The organism is Streptomyces sp. CA189 (assembly GCF_056428985.1).
On record NZ_JBWJVM010000068.1, the window covers coordinates 1 to 21885 of the forward strand.

Consider the following 21885-nt stretch of genomic DNA (forward strand, 5'->3'; position numbering starts at 1 on the left):
GGGCTGCGCCCCGGACCTCGCCCGGGGCTGCGCCCCGGACCTCGCCCGGGGCTGCGCCCCGGACCTCGCCCGGGGCTGCGCCCCGGACCTCGCCCGGGGCTGCGCCCCGGACCTCGCCCGGGGCTGCGCCCCGGACCTCGTTTGCCCGGCCTTCGGTCTGGGTCTGTCCTGGGGCTTCGCCCCGGACCCCGCGCCCAGGCCGAAGGCCGGCCGATACCGGGCTCGTTTGGGCCCCGCCCGCCCCCGTCTCCGGCCCCGCCTACGGGGCCCCCGCGCCCCGGACGGGGCCGCTCGGGTACCGGCAGTCAGTCCGAGATGGCAGGCTTGTGCTCGTGACCGAGATTGACGCAAAGATCGATGCCCTTGTTCCCGCCTGGCTGTACCTCCCCGACATCGCGGAGATGCTCGACATCGAAGTGACCAAGGTTCGCCAGTTGGTCAAGGAGGGTCAGCTGCTCGCGGTGCGCCGCGGCGAGAACCGCTCCCTCCAGGTCCCCGCGGCCTTCATCGACGGGGACAAGATCGTCAAGGGGCTGGTCGGCCTGCTGACCGTGCTCCGCGACGACCGCTTCACCGACGTGGAGATCCTGGAGTGGCTCTTCACCGCCGACGAGACCCTGCCCGGCACCCCCGTGCAGGCGCTGAGCGAGAATCGCGGCACGGAGGTGAAGCGCCGCGCTCAGGCGCTCGCCCTCTGACCTGACTCCGCCTCACGCGCGGTGTGCGGGCCCCGGCCGGGGCCCGCGCACCGCGTACGTACGTACGACACACCACCCGGGGGTACCCATGTCCGCCATCGCCGCCCAGCTGTCCGATGCCCGGCTCTACCTGTGCACGGACGCCCGCAAGCGGCAGGGCGACCTCCCCGAGTTCCTGGACTCCGTCCTCGCCAACGGGGTGGACATCGTCCAGCTCCGCGACAAGGGCATGGAGGCGGGCGAGGAGCTGGAGCACCTCCAGGTCTTCGCCGAAGCGGCCCGCCGCCACGGCAAGCTGCTCGCCGTCAACGACCGGGCCGACGTCGCGCACGCCATCGGCTCGGACGTGCTGCACCTCGGGCAGGGCGACATCCCGGTGCCCGCCGCCCGCGCCATCCTCGGCCGGGAGGTCCTCATCGGCCGCTCCTGCCACTCCGAGGCGGAGGTCGACGCGGCCGTCGCCGAGCCCGGCGTGGACTACTTCTGCACCGGCCCCTGCTGGCCCACTCCCACCAAGCCCGGCCGGTTCGCCCCCGGGCTCGGCCTCGTCCGGCACGCGGCCTCGCTCGCCCAGGACCGGCCGTGGTTCGCCATCGGCGGGATCGACGCGGCGAATCTGGACGAAGTGCTGGACGCCGGCGCCTCCCGCGTCGTGGTCGTACGGGCCCTCACCGAGGCCTCCGACCCCGGCGCCGCCGCGGCTGACCTGGCCAAGCGGGTCCGCGCCCGGCTCGGCTAGAGCATCTCGGCCGGCCCCGGCCGCCCGCACCGCACCCAACCGCCGTCTCATTTCCGCGTCCAATCCGTGGACACCGCTTCGATGTCCACCGGACCACGTCTAACCTCCCGGTATGGCCCTTGGTACCTCTTCCACCTGGTCGGACCGTGCACATACGGTCCGCGACCTCCTCGCGTCCGGGCACTCGTACTCCTTCGAGTTCTGGGCGCCCAAGAGCGAGAAGGGCGAGCGCAACCTCTGGAACGCGCTGCGCCGGGTCGAGGCCGTGGCCCCGAGCTTCGTCTCCGTCACCTACGGGGCCGGCGGCTCCACCCGCGGCGGCACCGTACGGGCCACCGAGCAGATCGCCGCGAACACCACGCTGACCCCGGTCGCGCACCTCACCGCGGTCGACCACTCGATCGCCGAGCTGCGCAATGTGATCGGCCAGTTCGCCGACGCCGGCATCCGCAACATGCTCGCCCTGCGCGGCGACCCGCCGGGCGACCCGATGGGCCCGTGGGTGGCCCACCCCGAGGGCGTGCACTTCGCCGCGGACCTGGTCCGGCTACTCAAGGAGTCCGGCGACTTCTGCGTCGGCGTCGCCGCCTTCCCCGAGATGCACCCGCGCTCGGACGACTGGGACTCGGACATCCGGTACTTCGTGGACAAGTGCCGCGCGGGCGCCGACTACGCGATCACGCAGATGTTCTTCGATCCGGAGCACTACCTCCGGCTGCGCGACAGCGTCGAGAAGGCGGGCTGCGACACCCCGATCATCCCCGAGGTCATGCCTGTTGTGGGCATCAAGCAGCTCGACCGGCTTCCGCAACTCAGCAACGCAATCTTCCCCGCGGCCGTGAAAGAGCGCATGCTCGCGGTCAAGGACGACGCAGCCGCTGTACGCTCCATTGGCATCGAGTTCGCCACGGAGTTCTGCGCGCGGCTGCTGTCCGAGGGTGTCCCGGGGCTGCACTTCATCACGCTGAACAATTCCACGGCGACGCTGGAGATCTACGAGAACTTGGGCCTGCACCAGCGGGCCTGATCGGCCGGCCCCGTTCCCCGGGCGGGCGGCCGTACCGAGAGGTGCCCCGCATGGGAATGACGGTCCTCTACATCGCGTTCGGCTTCGTCGCGCTGTGGCTGCTTGCCGAGGTCCTGATGCAGTACAAGGCCCGGTTGCGCTGGCGCCTGCTCGCCTTCGCCGGTTTCGTCGGCGTGGTCGCCGGTGTCGTGCTGCCGTCGGTGCTCGTCATCGGGGCCGGAGCCGTCGCGTTCGCGATCGGCCAGACGCTGGTGACCCTCTCCTTCCGCAAGGGCTTCGTGTCCGGCTGGGCGCTGCGCCGCGGCAAGGACCCCGAGCCCGAGATCCCGCAGAGCCGGCGCCGCCGGGCCGCGGGCGGACCGCGCCCGGAGCCGGCCCTGGAGGTGACGGCCCTGGAGTACGGGTCCGGCCCGGCCGGCGGCGAGAACTTCGACGAGGAGCCCGGCGCGTTCACCGCGGGGGCCGCGCGCGAACAGGGCCGGGAGTTCCACCCCCCGCAGCCGGCGACCGGTGCGGCCGCTCCGTACGGGGTCCCCGGCGAGACCGGCGCCTTCGCCTCGCCGTTCGCCTCGCCCGTCGCTCCGGCCGCGCAGGACGCCCACCAGTACGCGGCGTACTACGACCCGCAGACCCAGGGCGGCTACGACTACACCACCGGCTATCCGGCCCCCGGCGAGCAGCAGGTCTACGCCGCCTACTCGGACCCGTACATCGGCACCGGCGGCGCCGTCGCCCCGCAGCAGCCGTTCGGCTACGAGAGCCAGTACGGCGGCGGGTACGCCCAGGACCCGTACGCGACCGGGCAGCACGGGCAGTACTCCATGGACACCCCGCCCGGCGGGGTCTGGGTCCCGCAGCAGCGCGACGCGAACCAGTCCTACCCGGCGGAGGACCAGCAGCCGCCGCAGCCGTACCCGTACCAGGGCACGGGCGAGTACGAGCAGTACCGCTACTAGTTCGGCTAGCGGGAGCCGCGGAAGTCCGCGCCCTCGACGATCAGCCCGGCCACCAGGGCCCCCGTCATCCCCGCGTGCGCCAGCCCGCCGCCCGGGTGCGCCCAGCCGCCGGCCAGGTACAGCCCGGGTACGCCGGTGGTGTTCGCCGGGTGCAGCATCCGGCCCCCGGCACCGGCCAGCGAGGGCGCGGGCACCCGGCCGTCCACGGAGCACGTGGCCGAGCGGACATCGGCCGGGGTGCGCAGCTCGTGCCACAGCAGTCGCTCCCGCAGCCCGGGGACGACGCGGGCGGCCGCCGTCAGCAGGTCCTCGGCGGACGGAGCGGCCGCCGTCCCCGCCGTCACCACGGCGTGCACGGTGACCGCCTCGTGCTCCGCGTCCGGCCGGGTGGCGGGGTCGTCGGGGCGCAGCACGGTGACGTGGCCGGCCAGCGTGCGGTGCGCGGCCCCGTCCTCGCGGGCCCCGCGCAGCGCGGCGAACAGGGTGTACCACTGCGCGGGTTCCGTACGGGCGGGCGCGGAGTCCAGGGCGGGCGGCATCTTCACCAGCTGCGGGTCGGCCGCGCAGACCACGTGGTCGGCCGTCACCTCGGTGCCGTCGGCCAGACGCAGCCCGGCAGCCCGGCCGCTCCGCACGAGCACCTCCCGCACCGCCACGCCGAACTCGAAGGCGACCTTCCGCTCCAGGCACCGCTCGTACACGGCGGTGGCCAGCTCCCGGACCCCGCCGCGCACGTACCAGCTGCCGAAGGTCTGCTCCATGTAGGGCAGCACCGCCGCCGAGGCGGGTGCGGTCGCGGGATCGACCCCGTACGCCCGTACGCGCGCGGTGAGCAGCTCGTCGAAGCCGCTGCCGCCGAGCTCGCGGGCGGCGACCTCGGCCAGGGTCGGCGGCCGGCGGCGCAGCAGTCCGCTCCCGCGCAGCGCGGGGTACGGATCGCGGCCCAGCGCCTCCCGGTCCGGGTGCAGCGGCTCCTCCAGGAGCGGCCGGCGGGTGGCGTCCCAGGCGTCCCGGGCGCGGCCCAGGACCGCGCTCCAGCGATCCCCGGAGCCGGGCCCGAAGGCCGCGTCGACCGCGGCGGCGGCGCCACCGTGCGAGCCGCCCGGGAAGGTGACGGTGCGGCCGTCCGGGAGGACGTAGCGGACGGCGGGGTCGATCTGGACCAGCTCCGCGCACTCCTCCAGCGGGCGCTTGCCGGTCTTGACGAACAGATCGCGGTAGACGGCGGGCAGGTGCACCAGCCCGGGGCCGGTGTCGAAGGCGAAGCCGTCGCGGGCGTACCGGCCGACGGCTCCGCCGTAGGTCGTCCCGCGCTCGTACACCGTCACTTGATGTCCGGCCACGGCCAGCCGTGCTGCCGTCGCCATCGCGCCCATCCCGGCGCCGATCACCGCAATTCGTGCCATGCCGCTGAGCCTATCGAGCGACGCGGGCGATCTCGGCGGCGAGTCTCTTCTCCTCGCGGCGCTGGGCCCGGCGGCGCAGGAAGCGGCGGATCCGGGCCCAGAGGTAGATCAGCAGGGCGAGTCCGATGATCAGCAGGACGGCGCAGATGATCGCCGCGGCCTCCGGATTGAACATCGCGAAGGTGACGATCCCGCCCACGCCGAGGTCCTCGGCGGTGCTCACGATGACGTTGCTGAACGGCTCGGGCGAGGTGTTGATCGCCATGCGCGTGCCGGCCTTGACGAAATGGCTGGCCAGGGCGGTGGTGCCGCCGACCGCGCCGGCGGTGATGTCGGAGAGCGAGCCGCTCTGCCCGGCCAGGAGTGCGCCGACCACCGCACCGGACACCGGGCGGATCACGGTGTGGACGGTGTCCCAGAGGGAGTCCACGTACGGGATCTTGTCGGCGACCGCCTCGCAGAGGAAGAGGGCTGCCGCCACGATCAGCACGTCGGTGCGTTGCAGGGACGCGGGGACCTCGTCGGTCAGGCCGGTCCTGCCGAAGATGCCGAGCAGCAGGACCACGGCGTATGCGTTGATCCCACTGGCCCAGCCGCTGGTGAAGACCAGGGGGAGCACACTCATCTGATCATCATGTCCCAGATGTCGTGATCCGGCGCGGAATCAGCGAAGGGACGGCCGCCTTCCGGCGGCCGTCCCTTCACCCGAGTCTGTCGGTGGGGCCTACTGCCCCTGTTCGTCACGGCGGCGCTGCCACCGATCCTCGATACGGCCCATCATCGACCGACGCTGCCGGTTCTGCCCTTGGGGCGAACCGCCTGCACTACCGGAGGCGGGCTGCTCACCAGGCTTGGGTGCCTTGCGCCAACCGGTGACCACGAGCACCGTACAGCCCAGCATGACGAGGAATCCCACCACGCTGATCCACAGTACGTTCGGCACGATCACACCGGTCATGAGGAGCGCGATACCCACCACAATGCCTGCGACTGCCTGGTAGACCCGTCGCCGGGTGTACGTGCGCAGTCCGCTTCCCTCAAGCGCTGTAGCGAATTTGGGATCTTCGGCGTACAGCGCTCGCTCCATCTGCTCGAGCATTCGCTGCTCGTGCTCCGAGAGCGGCACGGGAGTCCTCCTCATCCGTCGGTCGCGGGGGGTAGCGACCAGGGGTCCCCTTCAGGATAGGCGGGGAATCGCCCCCGTGATACCCGCCCTCTACGCCACGTTCTAAAAAAACACTGCCCGTAAAAAGTACCGGTTGGGGAATGCTCAGCGCCGTCTTGAACGGCCCACTGAGGGCGTTATTCCCCAGAGGTCCGCTCGGCATGCCGGGCGCTGACCCCGATCATACGGGTCACGACGCCGGTTCGGAGGGTGAGTGGCGCACCGCGTTCCCGTCAAGCTCCGCAGATCAGGCGGGCTTCTCGCCGAGGACGTGGAGCTGCGTGGCGACCGCGTGGAACGCGGGGAGCTCGGCGACGGCCTCCTCCAGCCGCAGCAGGGCCTCGGCGGCGCCCGGCTCGGTGTCGACCAGAACGCCCGGGACGAGGTCGGCGAACACCCGGACCCCGTGCACGGCGCCCACGGCCAGACCGGCCTCGGAAACCAGGGCGGAGAGCTGCTCGGCGGTGAAGCGCCGCGGTACCGGATCGCCCGCGCCCCAGCGGCCGGCCGGGTCGGTCAGGGCCGTACGGGCCTCCGTGAAGTGCCCGGCCAGGGCGCGGGCCAGGACGGCCCCGCCGAGTCCGGCGCCGAGCAGGCTGAGGATGCCGCCGGGGCGCAGGGCGGCCACGGCGTTGGCCACGCCCTCGGCCGGGTCGTCCACGTACTCCAGCACGCCGTGGCAGATCACCACGTCATAGGAATCGCGCTCGACGACGTCGAGCAGGCCCTGGGCGTCGCCCTGTACTCCGCGGACCAGGTCGGCCACGCCGGCTTCGGCGACCCGACGCTCCAGGCCGAACAGCGCGTTGGGGCTCGGGTCGACCACCGTGACCCGGTGGCCGAGGTGGGCCACCGGCACGGCGAACTTGCCCGTACCGCCACCCGTGTCGAGCACGTCCAGCACGTCCCGCCCGGTCGCCTTCACCCGGCGGTCGAGCGCCTCCTTGAGGACCTCCCACACCACGGCGGTGCGGAGGGAGGTGCGGGGGCGGGAAGTGTCCGACACGGCTGATGGCTCCTCGGCACGTTGGTGAGCGGTCGTTGCCCACCCTATGGCCTCTCGCTGCCGGGCAGGTCATCCCACGTCCGGACGCTCCGCACGCGGCAGCGGCAGGCCCTGCGCCGGGACGGCCGGCGCCGGCGGGCGGAGCGAGAGCATCCGCTCCACCAGGCGCAGGAACATCGCGACGGCACGCACCAGATCGTCCGCGTCCCGGCCGGTGGCCGCGCCCGCTATGCCCGCCTCCGCCCGCGCCCGGCGGGCCGCGCCGGAGGCGAAGAGCGCGCTCCACTCGGCCAGTTCGGGCGCTATCTCCGGGAGCACCTCCCACGCGCTGCGGATCCGCGGCCTGCGCCGGGGGTGCACCGGCTCGGGCCGCCCGCGCGCGGCGAGCACGGCCGCGGCGGCGCGCAGCGCGGCGAGGTGGGCGGTGGCGTACCGCTCGTTGGGCCGGGTCAGCCGGGCGGCTTCGGCCAGGCCCTCGTGGGCCTTGGCGAGCAGGTCGAGGGCGGCGGGGGGTGCCGCCGACTTCCGGGGGACGGGGTGGACAGGGGACGGGGACGGTGTGGCCATGACGAACCTCCTGTCGATGCGCGCGGTGCTCGTCGCGTGCGCTGCGCGCTTCCTGTTGTCGCTCTGGTCTCACTTCTTGCGGATTGCGCTGTTCTTGTCTGTCGTCATGGTGACGGCCCCCACTGACAATCGTGCTGACCTGCGGTTTCGTCCCCGAGCCCGAGCTTGGTACCGGGCAACTGCCGCCCGGCGGGCAGCGGATGCCGACGAGGAGGTGCTAGTTTTTGAACTGACCAGTCAGTTCAAAAGAAGGGGGAGGGCGTGGACAGCCCGCACGGCGCGGCCGTCAAAGCCGAGGACTTCGGAGTCAAGGGCCCGCGCGGCTGGGTGTTCCGGGGTATCGGGATCGACGCGGCGCCCGGCTCACTCATCGCGGTCGAAGGCCCCTCCGGCAGCGGGCGGACCTGCCTGCTCCTCGCCCTCACCGGGCGGATGAAGCCCACCGAGGGCCACGCCGAGATCGGCCGCCACCGGCTGCCGAAGAAGATGGCCGCCGTCCGCCGCATCGCCGCCCTCGGCCCGGTACCCGGCGTCAACGACCTCGACCAGGCCCTCACCGTCGCCGAGCAACTGCGCGAGGGCGCCCTCCTCCAGCGCCGCTACGACGGCCCCGTCCGCGCCCTGCTCCGCCCGCGCGACGAGCGGCGCGCCGCCACCGCGGCCCGGATCGACGCGGCGCTGGCCGCCGCCGGACTGGACGTCGAGGCCCTGCCGAAGGGGCTGCGCACCTCCGTACGCGACCTGGAACGGCTGGAATCCGTACGCCTGTCGGTGGCCATCGCGCTGCTCGGCTCGCCTCGCCTGCTGGCCCTGGACGACCTGGACATCAAACTGTCGGCCGCCGAGCGCGCCGAGGCCTGGGACCTGCTCCGCTCCCTCGCCGCCCGCGGGACCACGGTCCTCGCGGTGTGCAGCGAGGCCCCGGCCGACGCGACGGTCCTGCGCACCGGCCCGGCCGTGGAACCCGCCGCGGACCCGGCGGGCGAACCGGCCGGGGATCCGGCCGTGGAACAGGCCGTGGAACAGGCCGTGGAACAGGCCGTGGAACAGGCCGGGGAACAGGCCGGGGAACCGGCCGAGGATTCCGCCGCCACCGGCCGGGCAACGGAACCGACCCCGGACTCCGCCGCCGGCCCGGCCGCGGCACCGGCCGCGGGATCCGCCGTGCTGCCCCGGCCCATGGACTCCAAGGTCACCTGGGGCGTCCGGGCCACCGCCCCGCACGGCTCCGACGGCACCGCCGACGCCGACATCACGGCCACCGCGCACGACACGGACGCCGCGCACGCCGCTCACGACACGAAGGGGGACGACGATGCGCTCGCCGAAGCTGGCCGCGCTTGAGCTGAAGCGGTTCGGGCGGGGGAAGCTGCCCCGGGCCGCCCTCGTCTCACTGCTCCTGCTGCCGCTGCTCTACGGAGCCCTGTACCTGTGGTCCTTCTGGGACCCGTACAGCCGCCTCGACAAGGTGCCGGTCGCCCTCGTCAACTCCGACCGGGGCGCCACCGTCGACGGGAAGCAGATCGACGCCGGCGGGGAGATCACCCGCAAACTGCACGACAGCAAGACCTTCGACTGGCGCGAGGTGAGCGCCGAGGAGGCGGCCGAGGGGCTGGAGAACGGCACGTACTACCTCTCCCTCACCATGCCCGCCGACTTCAGCGCGAAGATCGCCTCCAGCTCGGGCGAGGACCCCGCCACCGGAGCCCTCCAGGTCCGCACCAACGACGCGAACAACTACATCGTCGGCTCGATCTCGCGCACCGTCTTCTCCGAGGTCCGCTCGGCGGCGTCCACCAACGCCTCCCGCGGCTTCCTCGACAAGATCTTCGTGAACTTCTCCGACCTCCACGGCAAGACCGCCGAGGCCGCCGACGGGGCCGACAAGCTCACGGACGGTGCGGGCAAGGCACAGAAGGGCGCCAAGGACCTCGCCGACGGCCTGGACACGGCGAAGGAGAAGAACGGCGAGCTCACCGGCGGACTGAAGAAGCTGAACGGCGCCGCCGGACAGCTGGAAACGGGTACGAAGGACATCGCGGCCGGCACGCAGAAGCTCGCCGACAAGGTCGGCGGCGCCGCGGACAAGGCCCGTCCCTTCCTCAAGGACCCCAAGAGCCTCGCGGACAGCGCCGAACTCGTCGCCGACACCGCCCAGGTCGTCAACAAGCACCTCGAAGCCTTCGCCAAGGCGGCCCCGGCCGCCGCCACCGTCACCCAGCGCGTCTCCACCGGAGCCGCCGAGGTCTACGCGAAGACCTGCACCACCGGCGCCAAGCCGCTCCCCGACACCTGCCCGCAGCTGAAGAAGCTCAAGGACGACGCCGCCGAAGCCGCCGAACTCGCCGGTGACGTGGACACCCTCATCAAGAACGCCAACGGTGACCTCGGCACGCTCCGCAAGCAGCTCACCGACCTGGAGCGGGAAGCCCGCCTCCTCGTCACGAAGGCCCCCGGCCTCTCCGCAGACCTCGAAGCGGCGGTCACCCAGGTGAACGCCCTCAACGACGGCGCCCACAAGGTCTCCGACGGCATGGCCCGGCTGCACACCGGCATCGGCTCCGCCACCGCGGGCTCCGGCGAACTCGGCGCGGGCGTCGGCAAGCTCGGCGCCGGCGCGCACGACCTCGACGGCGGCCTGGTCAAGCTCGTCGACGGCAACGGCGAACTGGCCGGCGGCCTGCACGACGGCGCGGGCAAGATCCCCGCCTACGACCAGCAGCAGCGCGACGCCCGCACCGAGGTCATGGCCGACCCGGTACGGCTCGCCAACGAGTCCTTGCACAAGGCGCCCAACTACGGCACCGGCTTCGCCCCGTACTTCATCCCGCTGTCCCTCTGGGTCGGCGCGATGGTCGCCTACATGCTGATCGCCCCGCTGAACCGGCGGGCGCTCGCGGCCGGCGCCTCGCCCTGGCGGATCGCCCTCGCGGGCTGGCTGCCCGTGGCCGGGATCGGCGCGGCCCAGGTGGGCGCACTGATGTCCGTACTGCACTGGGGACTCGGCCTGGAGATGGCCCGGCCGGCGCTCACCGTCGGCTTCCTGATGCTGGTCACCGGCTGCTTCGCCGCGATCGTCCAGTGGCTCAACGCCAAGTTCGGCGCCGCCGGCCGGATCCTGGTCCTGGCCGTCCTGATGCTCCAGCTCACCTCGGCGGGCGGCACCTACCCCGTCCAGACCAGCCCGGGCTTCTTCAACGCCGTCCACCCCTACCTGCCGATGTCCTACGTGGTCGAGAGCCTGCGCCGGCTCATCACCGGCGGCGACCTCGCCCCGGTCTGGGAGGGCTGCCTGGTCCTCACCGCCTTCACGGCGGGCGCCCTCGCCCTGACCGCCCTCGCCGCCCGCGGCAAGCAGGTGTGGACGATGGACCGGCTGCGCCCGGAACTGAGCCTGTAGCCCGAAGGGACAGGTTGACCTGTGAGAATCATCGCCATGGAAAGCAGCAGCACCGGTACGGCCGCGGGCGGCGGCAGCCGCCGCCAGGCCACACGGCAGAAGCTCTACGAAGCGGCCGTCACCCTCATAGCGGAGCAGGGATTCTCCGCGACGACGGTCGACGAGATCGCCGAGCGGGCGGGCGTGGCGAAGGGCACCGTCTACTACAACTTCGCCAGCAAGAACGACCTCTTCGAGGAGCTGCTGCGGCACGGGGTCGGACTCCTGACCGAGTCCCTGCGGACGGCGGCGGAATCGACCGAGGCCAGGGGCGGGACCCGGGTCGAGGCGCTCGACGAGATGATCCGGGCCGGCCTGGTCTTCATCGACCGGTACCCCGCCTTCACCCAGCTCTACGTCGCCGAGCTGTGGCGCACCAACCGGACCTGGCAGTCCACGCTGATGGTCGTCCGGCGGGAGGCCGTCGCCGTCGTCGAGACGGTGCTCCGGGAAGGCGTGGACCGGGGTGAGCTCAGCGCGGAGATCGACGTGCCGCTGACGGCCGCGGCGCTGGTGGGGATGGTGCTGGTGGCGGCGCTGGACTGGCAGTCCTTCCAGAGCGAGCGGTCGCTGGACGACGTGCACTCGGCGCTGTCGCTGCTGTTGCGGGGCCGGGTGAGCGGGAACCGCTGACGGTTTCCGTCGACCGGTGCCCCCCGATCGGCGGTGCCGCGGGGGCGGCGGGGCCGCGTAGAACTGGTGGGGCGGGTGAGTATCCGTACCTAGACGCGGAAATGAGTACCTGCGCGGATGGGCGCGGGGCGATTTTTCGCCAGACTGGGGGCTACGGACAGGGACCCGGGCCGCACCGCCGACACGGGGCGGCAGGTGCGGACCGGGTCTCTCTGGCCGACGGGGCGGGAAACACGGCCGAGGCCGGGGCTCGGGGGGATCGAGCCCCGGCCGCGGCCGTTTCCGTGTTCCGGGTGCAAAGCCCGAGCCCGGCTGCGGGTTCCCGCTGCGCGGTGCTGAGGTCCCCGACCCGCCCTTCCACCGTTCCCTGGGGCTCCGCCCCAGACCCCGCGCCTCAAACGCCGGCGAGGCTGGATGTATTCAGCCCGTCCGGCGTTTGAGGACCGGGTCCGGGCGGAGCCCGGGGAACGGGGGAAGGGCGGGTAGGGGACAGCCCCGCAGGGCAGCGGCCCCCGCCCCGCCGTCAGCCGCGGCCGCGCAGGGGGAGCCGGGTCCGGAGGCGGGCCGTGGCCGTGGCCGTGCGGCCGGCCAGCGCCGACCACCGGGCCGAGACCGCCCAGCCGACCCGCGCCGCCGAGCGGGGGAAGAGCAGCGCGCGCAGCCGGGCCTGGCGGGACACACCGGCAAGGAGCCCCGCGCGGGCCAGCAGGACGTCCTGCGCCAGCTCCCCGTACGAGGGCTCCGCACCGGGCGGAGCGTAGAGCGCGTGCTCCACCGCGCCCGCGATCCGGCCCACGGCATCGGCCGCCGCCGGATCCAGCCGGCCCAGCGACACCACCCGGTCCGCCGCCCCCCGGGGGGACAGCGCCTCGTCCGGGACGATCCCGACGTCCCACGCCGCGTCGCCCAGCTCCCGCCAGGCGGCCAGGACCTGCCCCGAGCCGAGCCGCCGCGCCCGCAGCCGCCGGCGCCACAGGAACGGGAGCAGCGGCAGGGCCAGGAGCAGGATGCCGACGGCCGTCCATGCCAGGACGGTGCCCGCCGAGGGGCCGTCGCCGCCCGCGCCCGCGGTGCCCTGCGCCGCGGCCGGACCGCACTCGCCCAGCTTCTTCTGGTCCGCGGGGCAGTCCTCCGCCTTCGAGGGCCCGGCCGAAGGCTGCGCCGCGCTCGCGGACGGGGCCGTCGCCGGAGCGCTCGGCCGGGTGTCCGGGACGGCGGGCCGGCTGTAGTCCGGCACCGTGATCCCCGACCGGGGCGTCGGCTCGAAGCGGGTCCAGCCCACGCCCTCGAAGTACAGCTCGGGCCAGGCGTGCGCGTCCTGCATCGAGACGTCGACGACGCCGTCGGACTGCTTCACCCCGGGGGTGAACCCGACCGCGACCCGCGCCGGGATCCCGAGCGTGCGCGCCATCGAGGCCATCGAGAAGGCGAAGTGGACGCAGAAGCCCTCCTTGTCGGCGAGGAACTTGGCGATGGCCTGCGAACCCGTACCCGAGGACACCTTCGTGTCGTAGCGGAACCCGCCGCTCACCGCGAAGTAGTCCTGGAGTTTGACCGCCGCCGAGTAGTCGTCCTTCGTGCCGCGCGTCACCTCGCGGGCCGTCTGGACGACGACCGCCGGCAGGTTGTCCGGCACCTTCGTGTACTCGGCCGCGATCTCGGGATTCGCCGGCGGCGCGCTCCGCAACTGCTCGGCCGTCGGGTTCAGCAGCAGGCTCCGCACCGAGTACTGCACGCCCTGGGCGTTCTGGAACTTGTCCTTGCCCAGCTGGTCCCCGACGAGCGTCCGCCCGGCCGGCTCGAACCGCCACTTCCCGGCGATGTCCACCCCCGTCGCCGGATACGGCATCGGCAGGTAGCGCTGCGCGTACGTCTGCGCCGAGGAGATGAAGGTCTGCACCTCGGTCGCGCCGTTCAGCACGCTCTCGCTCACCCCCGGCGGGTTCGGCATCCGTTTCGGGACGTCCGTCAGGGCCCGCCCCGAGGCCTCCCACTTGATGCCGTTGAACTCGTCGAGCGCCAGGATCCGCAGGTACTGCTCGCTGAGCTGGGGGCTGTCCGTGCGGTACCGCAGCACCACCCGGTTGTCCTGGGTGTTCAGGCTGCTCTGCAGGGAGACCAGCGGGTTGACCGCCTGGATCGAGGGGCCGAGGCCGTTGCCCTCGCCCTCGCCCGCGCCGCCGCCCGGGCCCAGTACTCCGGTGCCCAGCGAGGGCAGCACCGCCGGCACCGCCAGCGCCAGACCCAGCGCGACCGCGCCGATCCGCCGCCCGGTGCGCACCGGGGCGAGCGCCTGTCCGCCGCCGGAGTATCCGGCCGCCACCTTCCCGCGAGGGGCGGCGCCGAAGACCCGGCCCCACTGTGCGAGCCGGTCGCGGCCCTCGGCGAGCAGCAGCAAGAGGTAGCCGCAGCCCGCCAGCAGGAAGGGGACCACCGAAGAAGCAGAGGCGCTGCCGGAGCCGGTGGCCGCGCCCGACAGGCCGGCCGCCACCGAGTACAGCGCGAGCAGCGGCAGCCCGGCCGCGGCGGCCGTCCGCACGGTCACCGCCAGCAGGTCCACCAGCAGCCCGATCAGCAGCACCCCGGTCACCAGCAGCAGCCGGATCCCGTCCGTCAGCGGCGCCGGCATCGAGAACTCGTTCACGTCCTGCACGCCCTGGCGGAACAGCGCGCCGAAGTCCGTCACGAGATAGCCCAGCAGCCCGTCGCCGACGGCGGACTGCATCTTCCCGCCGAACAGCAGCATCAGCGCCAGCAGCGATACGAGGAGCTGCGCCGCCACGGTCAGCGTCCGGGCCAGCGGCACCCGCCGCGCCCCCGCGCCCACCGCGCTCTGCAGCGCCAGCAGCAGCGCCGCCTGCGGCAGCCAGCCGCCCGATTCCACCAGCGGGTCCAGCGACCAGGCGGTGAACAGCGTCGCCAGAGCCGCGAAGACCGTCAGTCTCGCCTGCCCGCTCATCCCCAGCCCCCCGCCGAACCCGAACCGCCGGCCGTGCCGATCGGCGCGTTCCCCGCCTGTCGCCACAGCTCCCCGAAAGCCGCTCCGGGCGGGACGGCCAGCGCCGTCCAGCCCGCGTCGCGAAGCCCGCCCAGGCGCTCCTCCAACGGCGGCAGCCCTTGCGCCATCACCGAGGCCAGCCCGGGCGGACGCCCGGACCAGTCCGCGGAGTCCAGTACGAACGCCACGGCGCCGCCGCCGCGCCGGCACATCTTGGCCGCCAGTCCCGTCTGTACGTCGTCCATGTCTCCGAAGAAGGCGATGAGGAGCCCGTCCCCGCCCGCTCCGCCGAAGCCACTGCCGGCGCCGTTGCTCCGTACCGCGTCACAGGCCCGCGAGAGCCCCGCGCCGTCGGAGTGGCCGACCACCGCGAGGGTGTCCATCATCAGCCCCGCCGCCTCGGCGGACTCCTGCCCGCCGGAGGTGAAGCCGCCGCCCTCGCGGGGCACGCAGTCCCCGGTGTCGGTCAGCAGCCGTACCGAGAAGCCCTGCTCCAGCAGGTGCACCAGGGCCGAAGCGGCGGCGGAGACGGCCCACTCGAAGGCCGAGTCGGGGCCGGCGCCCTCGTAGGCGAGGCGCCGGGTGTCCAGCAGCACGGTGGCCCGGCTGCGCTGCGGCTGCTCCTCGCGGCGCACCATCAGCTCGCCGTAGCGGGCGGTGGAGCGCCAGTGCACGCGGCGCAGGTCGTCGCCGCGCCGGTAGCCGCGCGGGATCACGTCGTCCTCGCCCGCCAGGGCCAGCGAGCGCCGGCTGCCGTCGCCGTAGCCGGAGGACTCGCCGGTGAAGCGGACCAGCGGCAGCGCCTCGGTGCGCGGGATGACGGTGAGGGTGTCGTAGGCGGAGAAGGAGCGGGTCAGCTCGACCAGCCCGAAGGGGTCGGTGAGGCGCAGCTGGAGCGGGCCCAGCGGGTAGCGGCCGCGCAGATCGGAGCGGACCCGGTACGACACCTCGCGGCGGCCGCCCGGCTCCACCCGGTCCAGAACGAAGCGCGGCCGGGGCCCCAGCACGTACGGCACCCGGTCCTGGAGCATGAGCAGCCCGGTCGGCATCCGGGAGGTGTTGTCCAGCCGGAGCTGCACCCGGGCCTCGGAGCCGGCGGGCACCCGCATCGGGGTCAGCCGGCGGGTGCCGGAGACCCGGTGGCGGGTGCGGTGCAGGGCCAGGACGCAGAGCAGCGGCAGCACGGCGAGCAGCAGTCCGACCCGGAGCAGCTCGGACTGGCCGAGGACGTACGCGCACAGCCCGGCGGCGATGCCGGCGGCCAGGAAGGACCGGCCGCGCGTGGTCAGCCCGGCCAGCGACGCACGCAGCCCGCCACCGTCCTGCGGACCCCGGCCGCCCGCGTCGTGCGGGGCGCCGGCGCTCATCAGAAGCCCCGGATGCCCGCGCCGGGCGGGATCTCGCCGCGCGCGGGCGCGGCCGGTACGGGGGTGCGCTGGAGGATGTCCGCGACGACCTGCTCGGCGGTGCGCCGGCTCAGCTGGGCCTGTGCGGTGGGCAGCAGCCGGTGCGCGAGCACCGGTCCGGCCAGGGCCTGGACGTCGTCGGGCAGTACGTAGTCCCGCCCGGCCAGGGCGGCGGAGGCCTTCACGGCCCGCAGCAGGTGCAGGGTGGCGCGGGGCGAGGCGCCCAGGCGCAGGTCCGGGTGGCTGCGCGTGGCGGAGACCAGGTCGACGACGTAGCGCCGGACGGGCGCGGCCACGTACACCTCGCGCACGGCCTCGATGAGCTTGCCGATGTCGTGGGCGTGCGCGACGGCCGTCAGATCGTCGAGCGGGGAGAGCCCGCCGTGCACGTCGAGCATCCGCAGCTCGGCCTCGGGGCTGGGGTAGCCCACCGAGACCCGGGCCATGAAGCGGTCGCGCTGGGCCTCGGGGAGGGGGTAGGTGCCCTCCATCTCCACCGGGTTCTGGGTGGCGACCACCATGAAGGGGCTCGGCAGCGTGTAGGTGGTGCCGTCGATGGTGACCTGGCGCTCCTCCATCGACTCCAGCAGCGCGGACTGCGTCTTGGGGGAGGCGCGGTTGATCTCGTCGCCGATGACGATCTGCGCGAAGATCGCGCCCGGCTTGAACTCGAACTCCCGGCGCTGCTGGTCGTAGATGCTCACGCCGGTGATGTCCGAGGGCAGCAGGTCCGGGGTGAACTGGATCCGCTGGACCGAGCAGTCGATGGACTTGGCGAGCGCCTTGGCCAGCATCGTCTTGCCGACACCGGGAACGTCCTCGATCAGCAGGTGGCCCTCGGCGAGCAGGACGGTCAGCGCGAGGCGGACCACTTCCGGCTTGCCCTCGATCACGCTTTCGATCGATTCCCGCACCTGCTGCGCCGTGCTGGTCAGATCCGCGAGGCTTGCTCGGTCGTCATACGTGGTCACCTGGTTCTCCTCGACCCTTTCCCAGGGCCGGCGCCCCATGGCGCATGACCGGCCCACCCCGAAACACCTCAGAAACCGCGAGCAATCAAGACAGTCGCGACACGGACACCGGCCCGGAAGCGATTCCGGGTGACGTCTCCCCGCATTCTTGACGGCGCTTGGCCCTGGTGTCACTCAAGAGGTGGGATCGATCTCCCGCAGGAGTCCGGTGTGCACGTCGAACACGAAGCCTCGCACATCGTCCTTGTGGGGCAGGAAGGGGTTCGTACGGACCCGCTGCATGGACTGGCGGACGTCCTGGTCCACGTCCCGGAAGGCCTCGACGGCCCAGGCGGGGCGCTGGCCGACCTCGTCCTCCAGCTCGTGCCGGAAGTCCTCGGTCAGGCTTTCGAGACCGCAGCCGGTGTGGTGGATGAGTATGACCGTGCGGGTGCCGAGCGCCCGCTGGCTGATGGTGAGGGAGCGGATGGTGTCGTCGGTGACCACCCCGCCGGCATTGCGGATCGTGTGACAGTCGCCCAGCTCCAGGCCGAGGGCGGCGTGCAGGTCGAGGCGGGCGTCCATACAGGCCACGACGGCCACCTGGAGGACCGGGCGGGCGTCCATGCCGGGGTCGGCGAACTTCGCGGCGTAGGCGCGGTTCGAGTCGACCAGGCGGTCGGTGACGGAGAGCTCCTCGGCAGCCTTGGGCGCGGAGGCGGCGGGCAGGGGTACGGAAGTCGTCATGGATACGACGTTAGTGGTCACAGGGCGTATGAGCATTGAGTGAGGGTGGACAAAGAAGGTCACCCGGTCCTGTTGTGAGCTAACCCACAGGGGTGAGGCGCGCGCGGCCGACCGGGTGATTCACGGCTTTTGCCGCTTCGGTCACAGCGGGCCGCACGGCGCGCGGGGCGGTTCGTTGACCGCGGCGACCGTTGCACTAAAGTGACGCGAACCGGCCGGAGCCCGGCCCTGACCGGCCGCCCGGCCCCTTTGGTAAGACTCCGCGTGCGCGGCGCGGCGTATGCCTGCCGCGCCGTTATCTGAGAGGGCGCTTTGACTAGCGAGTCCCGACACGTCCCGGTGATGCTCCAGCGGTGCCTGGACCTGTTGGCCCCGGCACTGGAGAGGCCCGGGGCCGTCGTCGTCGACTGCACCCTGGGCCTCGGCGGCCACAGCGAGGCCCTGCTCACCCGGTTCCCCGAGGCCCACCTGATCGGCCTCGACCGCGACAAGGAGGCCCTGCGCCTCTCCGGGGAGCGCCTCGCGCCCTTCGGAGACCGGGCCACCCTCGTCCACGCCATCTACGCCGACCTGGAAGACGTACTGGACGGCCTGCGCATCCCCGCCGTCCAGGGCATCCTCTTCGACCTCGGCGTCTCCTCCATGCAGCTGGACGAGGCCGACCGCGGCTTCGCCTACGCGCAGGACGCGCCGCTCGACATGCGGATGGACCAGACGACGGGCATCAGCGCGGCCGAGGTCCTCAACACCTACGCGCCCGGCGAGCTGGTCCGGATCCTGCGCCAGTACGGCGAGGAGAAGCAGGCCAAGCGGATCGTGTCCGCGGTGGTGCGCGAGCGGGTCAAGGAGCCCTTCACCAACAGCGCCCGCCTCGTCGAACTGATCCGCGACTCCCTGCCGCAGGCGGCGAAGCGGACCGGCGGCAACCCGGCCAAGCGCACCTTCCAGGCGCTGCGCATCGAGGTCAACGGCGAGCTGTCCGGACTGGAGCGGGCGATCCCCGCCGCCGTGGACCGGATCGCGGTCGGCGGCCGGATCGTGGTGCTCTCGTACCAGTCGCTGGAGGACCGCCTCGTCAAGCAGGTCTTCGCGGCCGGCGCGACCTCGACGGCCCCGCCCGGGCTGCCGGTCGTACCGGAGAAGTACCAGCCGAAGCTGAAGCTGCTGACGCGCGGTGCGGAGCTGCCGACCGAGGAGGAGATCGCGCAGAACCGGCGTGCGGCGCCGGCCCGCTGCCGCGGGGTGGAACGCATCCGGGAGGCGCGGCTGTGAAACGGCTGGGGCGGGTGCTGGGGGGACCGGTCGCCGGACAGGCGGCGCGGACTCCGTTCGTCCTGCTGGTCGTGGCGCTGCTCGGCGGCGGGCTGATCAGCCTGCTGCTGCTGAACTCGGCGCTGAACCAGGGCTCCTTCCAGCTCAGCAAGCTGAAGCGGGAGACCACCGCGCTCACGGACGAGGAACAGGCGCTGCAGCGGGACGTGGACGGCTATTCGGCGCCGGACGCTCTGCAGCGGCGGGCGCACGAGCTGGGCCTGGTGCCGGGTGGCAGCCCGGTCTTCATCGGGCCCGACGGCAAGGTCGCCGGTACCGCGTCTCCCGCCGCCGAGCCGCCGCCCCCGCCCCCGCCGCCGGTCTCCGCGCCGCCGGTCTCGCCCTCCCCGGGCGGAGCCGTGCCGAGCCCGGCCGGCTCCCCGGCCCCGGCCCCCTCGGGCGCGGCCGCTCCGGCCCCCTCCACCGCGCCGTCGGGCGGCGCCCCCCAGTCCTCCCAGACCCCTGGACGGTGACGTCGTGACGCGTACCCCTGCGGGGCATGTCCCCTACCCGCCCTTCCACCGTTCCCCGGAGCTTCGCCCCGGACCCGATGCCGCGTGCGGCGCCGTCGCCGGGGGCCAGCCCCCGGACCCCCGCGCCTCAAACGCCGACGGGGCTGGATTTCGGCCGGCATCGGCTTGCAGGTGCACGCAGCTCAATGTGCGCCGGGTGATCCGGCGGGGCGAAATCCAGCCCCTCCGGCGTTTGAGGAGCGGGGTCTGGGGCGGCGCCCCAGGGGCCCCGGCGCAGCCCGGCTTCGCGCACGCCCGGGGGGCCGCCGCATGAGCCCCCAGGAGCCGCCGCGGCGGCGGGTGCCGGGGCCCGGGCGGCCCCGGCCCGCAGGGGACCGGACGCGGGCCACGGCCCGGCCCGCCACGCGCAGGCCCGCCACCCGCAGGCCCGCCCCCGCGCGGAAACCGCACACGATCCGGCTCGGCGCCCCCAAGCCCCGGCTGCGCCTGGTCAGCGTCGGGCTGACGCTGGTGATGCTGGCGTTCGTCGTACGGCTGCTCCAGGTGCAGGCCGTCGACGCGTCGGCCTACTCCGCCAAGGCCTCCGAGAACCGCTTCGCCAGCTACACCCTGGCCGCCGAGCGCGGGGAGATCACCGACCGCAAGGGCGTGGCGCTCGCCACCAGCGTGGACGCGTACGACATCACCGCGGACCCGCACATGTTCACGGTGCAGGAGAGCAAGGCCCCCGACGCCCCCGAGCAGGCGGCCGCCCTCCTCGCGCCGATCCTCGGCAAGGACGCCAAGGAGCTCGCCGAGCGCCTGAAGACGAAGAACACCCGCTACGTCGTCCTCGCCCGCCGCCAGACCCCCCAGGTCTGGAACCAGATCAAGGACCTCAAGAAGGTCTTCGCCGAGAAGGCGACCGCGGACAGGAAGAACAACGGCCCCGGCGCCAACGTGCTGGCCGGGGTGTTCAACGAGAACAGCAGCAAGCGCGTGTACCCGAACGGCGACCTCGCCGCCGGGATACTGGGTTACGTCAACGCCGAGGGCAAGGGCGGCGGCGGCCTGGAGTCCTCCCTGGACAAGAAGCTGGCCGGCAAGGACGGCGAGCTCACGTACGCCCAGTCGGGCGGCCGCCGCGTGCCGACCGCCGGATCCAGCGAGAAGCCCGCCGTGCCCGGCGAGGACATCGAGCTGACCATCGACCGCGACATCCAGTGGGCCGCGCAGAGCGCCATCACCGAGCAGGTCGCCAAGTCGGAGGCCGACCGCGGGTACGTCATCGTCCAGGACACCCGGACGGGCGAGGTCCTCGCCATGGCCAACGCCCCCGGCTTCGACCCCAACGACCTCTCCAAGGCCAGTTCCGCCGCGATGGGCAACGCCGCCCTCCAGGACGTGTACGAGCCCGGCTCCACCTCCAAGGTGATGTCGATGGCGGCCGTGCTGGAGGAGAAGAAGGCCGCGCCCGACACCCACGTCGAGGTCCCCAACCGGCTGCACCGCGGCGACCGGCTCTTCAAGGACGACATCGACCACCCGACCTGGTACCTGACCCTCAACGGGGTCCTGGCCAAGTCCTCCAACATCGGCACCATCCTGGCCACCGGCCAGCTCGGCCCGACGCAGCCCGAGGCCAACAAGGTCCTGTACTCGTACCTGGACAAGTTCGGCATCGGCCGGCCCACCGGGCTCAACTACCCCGGCGAGTCCCGCGGCATCCTCGCCCCGCCCGAGAAGTGGTCCACTTCCCAGCAGTACACGATCCCCTTCGGCCAGGGCCTGTCCCTCAACGCCATGCAGGCGGCCTCCGTGTACTCGACCATCGCCAACGGCGGGGTCCGCATCGCCCCGACCCTGGTCCGCGGAACCAAGGGCCCCGACGGCCGCTTCACCCCGGCCCCGGCGCCCGAGAAGAACCAGGTGGTCAGCAAGGAGACCGCCAAGACCCTCGCGGAAATGCTGGAGTCGGTGGTCGACGACCAGGAGGGCACCGGCACCAAGGCCCGCATCCCCGGCTACCGGGTCGGCGGCAAGACCGGCACCTCCAACCGGGTGGATCCGGCCACCGGCCGCTACAAGGGCTACACCGCCTCCTTCGCGGGCTTCGCACCCGCGGACAACCCCCGCATCACCGTCTACTGCGCCATCCAGAACCCCACCAAGGGCAGTTACTTCGGTGGCCAGATCTGCGGGCCCATCTACAAGAAGGTCATGGAGTTCGCCCTCAAAACCCTCCAGGTCGCTCCCACCGGAACCGCCCCCGCCGGACTCCCGGTCACCTACGAACCCGGCGCGCAGCCCGGGCAGCAGCCCGGCCCGCAGCCGAGCCAGTGACCGCCCTCCCCGCCGGCCCGCCCCAGAAAAGCGTGAGGCACC

19 protein-coding genes are annotated in these 21885 nt (G+C 73.1%); 10 read left to right on the forward strand and 9 right to left on the reverse strand.

What is annotated here, in order from left to right; genetic code table 11:
• The first annotated feature begins 332 nt into the window (after positions 1-332).
• The 4 genes from AC061S_RS34245 to AC061S_RS34260 all read left to right on the forward strand — a co-directional run bounded on the left by AC061S_RS34245 (position 333) and on the right by AC061S_RS34260 (position 3420).
• Positions 333-698 carry an Rv2175c family DNA-binding protein gene (locus tag AC061S_RS34245; protein WP_422521985.1) on the forward strand — a complete coding sequence of 122 codons (366 nt, stop codon included), beginning with the start codon at positions 333-335 and terminating at the stop codon, positions 696-698.
• 88 nt (positions 699-786) lie between these two features.
• Positions 787-1437, forward strand: a complete 651-nt coding sequence (gene thiE / locus AC061S_RS34250; RefSeq protein WP_478689779.1) for a thiamine phosphate synthase — start codon at positions 787-789, stop codon at positions 1435-1437.
• A 112-nt stretch (positions 1438-1549) separates the two neighbouring features.
• Positions 1550-2464, forward strand: coding sequence for a methylenetetrahydrofolate reductase [NAD(P)H] (gene metF, locus AC061S_RS34255; protein WP_478689780.1), 915 nt, complete (start codon positions 1550-1552; stop codon positions 2462-2464).
• 50 nt (positions 2465-2514) lie between these two features.
• Positions 2515-3420 carry a hypothetical protein gene (locus AC061S_RS34260; protein WP_478689781.1) on the forward strand — a complete coding sequence of 302 codons (906 nt, stop codon included), beginning with the start codon at positions 2515-2517 and terminating at the stop codon, positions 3418-3420.
• A 5-nt stretch (positions 3421-3425) separates the two neighbouring features.
• On the opposite strand, the gene AC061S_RS34265 is transcribed toward AC061S_RS34260, so the two are convergent.
• From AC061S_RS34265 to AC061S_RS34285, 5 genes are all read right to left on the reverse strand, one after another.
• Complete coding sequence (locus tag AC061S_RS34265) at positions 3426-4826, reverse strand: phytoene desaturase family protein (RefSeq protein WP_478689782.1); 1401 nt, start codon at positions 4824-4826, stop codon at positions 3426-3428.
• Positions 4827-4836: 10 nt separating this feature from the next.
• Complete coding sequence (locus tag AC061S_RS34270) at positions 4837-5451, reverse strand: DUF4126 domain-containing protein (RefSeq protein ID WP_478689783.1); 615 nt, start codon at positions 5449-5451, stop codon at positions 4837-4839.
• Between the two features lie 99 nt (positions 5452-5550).
• Positions 5551-5952: a DUF3040 domain-containing protein gene (locus AC061S_RS34275; RefSeq protein ID WP_478689784.1), complete on the reverse strand. Its 402-nt coding sequence runs from the start codon at positions 5950-5952 to the stop codon at positions 5551-5553.
• 286 nt (positions 5953-6238) lie between these two features.
• A complete protein-coding gene (locus AC061S_RS34280) occupies positions 6239-6997 on the reverse strand; it encodes a class I SAM-dependent methyltransferase (RefSeq protein ID WP_478689785.1) in 759 nt (252 codons plus the stop codon).
• A 69-nt stretch (positions 6998-7066) separates the two neighbouring features.
• Complete coding sequence (locus AC061S_RS34285) at positions 7067-7564, reverse strand: SAV_6107 family HEPN domain-containing protein (RefSeq protein WP_478689786.1); 498 nt, start codon at positions 7562-7564, stop codon at positions 7067-7069.
• Between the two features lie 261 nt (positions 7565-7825).
• Here AC061S_RS34285 and AC061S_RS34290 point away from each other — a divergent pair, with 261 nt between their 5' ends.
• The 3 genes from AC061S_RS34290 to AC061S_RS34300 are packed head-to-tail and all read left to right on the forward strand — an operon-like array spanning position 7826 to position 11636.
• A complete protein-coding gene (locus AC061S_RS34290; RefSeq protein WP_478689787.1) occupies positions 7826-8908 on the forward strand; it encodes an ATP-binding cassette domain-containing protein in 1083 nt (360 codons plus the stop codon).
• Positions 8880-10964 (forward strand): YhgE/Pip family protein, encoded by a 2085-nt coding sequence (locus tag AC061S_RS34295; RefSeq protein WP_478689788.1) that lies wholly within the window; start codon positions 8880-8882, stop codon positions 10962-10964. Before AC061S_RS34290 ends, AC061S_RS34295 begins: the two co-directional genes overlap by 29 nt.
• Before the next feature lie 36 nt (positions 10965-11000).
• Positions 11001-11636 carry a TetR/AcrR family transcriptional regulator gene (locus AC061S_RS34300; protein WP_478689789.1) on the forward strand — a complete coding sequence of 212 codons (636 nt, stop codon included), beginning with the start codon at positions 11001-11003 and terminating at the stop codon, positions 11634-11636.
• 523 nt (positions 11637-12159) lie between these two features.
• Here the strand turns inward: AC061S_RS34300 and AC061S_RS34305 are convergent.
• From AC061S_RS34305 to AC061S_RS34320, 4 genes are all read right to left on the reverse strand, one after another.
• Positions 12160-14595: a transglutaminase TgpA family protein gene (locus AC061S_RS34305; protein ID WP_478689790.1), complete on the reverse strand. Its 2436-nt coding sequence runs from the start codon at positions 14593-14595 to the stop codon at positions 12160-12162.
• Positions 14592-16001: a DUF58 domain-containing protein gene (locus AC061S_RS34310; RefSeq protein WP_478689791.1), complete on the reverse strand. Its 1410-nt coding sequence runs from the start codon at positions 15999-16001 to the stop codon at positions 14592-14594. Before AC061S_RS34310 ends, AC061S_RS34305 begins: the two co-directional genes overlap by 4 nt.
• Positions 16001-17011 (reverse strand): AAA family ATPase, encoded by a 1011-nt coding sequence (locus AC061S_RS34315; protein ID WP_478689792.1) that lies wholly within the window; start codon positions 17009-17011, stop codon positions 16001-16003. The genes AC061S_RS34310 and AC061S_RS34315 overlap by 1 nt, the downstream gene beginning before the upstream one ends.
• Positions 17012-17185: 174 nt before the next feature.
• Positions 17186-17737, reverse strand: a complete 552-nt coding sequence (locus AC061S_RS34320) for a beta-class carbonic anhydrase (protein WP_327307164.1) — start codon at positions 17735-17737, stop codon at positions 17186-17188.
• A 342-nt stretch (positions 17738-18079) separates the two neighbouring features.
• Between AC061S_RS34320 and rsmH the strand changes: the two genes are divergently transcribed.
• From rsmH to AC061S_RS34335, 3 genes are all read left to right on the forward strand, one after another.
• Positions 18080-19009, forward strand: coding sequence for a 16S rRNA (cytosine(1402)-N(4))-methyltransferase RsmH (gene rsmH, locus AC061S_RS34325; protein WP_478689816.1), 930 nt, complete (start codon positions 18080-18082; stop codon positions 19007-19009).
• Positions 19006-19521 carry a cell division protein FtsL gene (ftsL, locus tag AC061S_RS34330; protein ID WP_478689793.1) on the forward strand — a complete coding sequence of 172 codons (516 nt, stop codon included), beginning with the start codon at positions 19006-19008 and terminating at the stop codon, positions 19519-19521. The genes rsmH and ftsL overlap by 4 nt, the downstream gene beginning before the upstream one ends.
• Positions 19522-19830: 309 nt before the next feature.
• Entirely contained in the window at positions 19831-21843 is a 2013-nt protein-coding gene (locus AC061S_RS34335) for a peptidoglycan D,D-transpeptidase FtsI family protein (RefSeq protein WP_478689794.1), read from the forward strand.
• Positions 21844-21885: the final 42 nt, after the last annotated feature.

Excerpts from the sequence above, each read along its gene's own strand:
- thiE (WP_478689779.1), top strand. The coding sequence starts at position 787 with ATGTCCGCCATCGCCGCCCAGCTGTCCGATGCCCGGCTCTACCTGTGC.
- metF (WP_478689780.1), top strand. The coding sequence starts at position 1,550 with ATGGCCCTTGGTACCTCTTCCACCTGGTCGGACCGTGCACATACGGTC.
- AC061S_RS34320 (WP_327307164.1), bottom strand. The coding sequence starts at position 17,737 with ATGACGACTTCCGTACCCCTGCCCGCCGCCTCCGCGCCCAAGGCTGCC.
- AC061S_RS34285 (WP_478689786.1), bottom strand. The coding sequence starts at position 7,564 with ATGGCCACACCGTCCCCGTCCCCTGTCCACCCCGTCCCCCGGAAGTCG.
- AC061S_RS34310 (WP_478689791.1), bottom strand. The coding sequence starts at position 16,001 with ATGAGCGCCGGCGCCCCGCACGACGCGGGCGGCCGGGGTCCGCAGGAC.
- AC061S_RS34270 (WP_478689783.1), bottom strand. The coding sequence starts at position 5,451 with ATGAGTGTGCTCCCCCTGGTCTTCACCAGCGGCTGGGCCAGTGGGATC.
- AC061S_RS34295 (WP_478689788.1), top strand. The coding sequence starts at position 8,880 with ATGCGCTCGCCGAAGCTGGCCGCGCTTGAGCTGAAGCGGTTCGGGCGG.
- AC061S_RS34260 (WP_478689781.1), top strand. The coding sequence starts at position 2,515 with ATGGGAATGACGGTCCTCTACATCGCGTTCGGCTTCGTCGCGCTGTGG.
- AC061S_RS34305 (WP_478689790.1), bottom strand. The coding sequence starts at position 14,595 with ATGAGCGGGCAGGCGAGACTGACGGTCTTCGCGGCTCTGGCGACGCTG.
- AC061S_RS34300 (WP_478689789.1), top strand. The coding sequence starts at position 11,001 with ATGGAAAGCAGCAGCACCGGTACGGCCGCGGGCGGCGGCAGCCGCCGC.
- rsmH (WP_478689816.1), top strand. The coding sequence starts at position 18,080 with ATGCTCCAGCGGTGCCTGGACCTGTTGGCCCCGGCACTGGAGAGGCCC.
- AC061S_RS34265 (WP_478689782.1), bottom strand. The coding sequence starts at position 4,826 with ATGGCACGAATTGCGGTGATCGGCGCCGGGATGGGCGCGATGGCGACG.
- AC061S_RS34335 (WP_478689794.1), top strand. The coding sequence starts at position 19,831 with ATGAGCCCCCAGGAGCCGCCGCGGCGGCGGGTGCCGGGGCCCGGGCGG.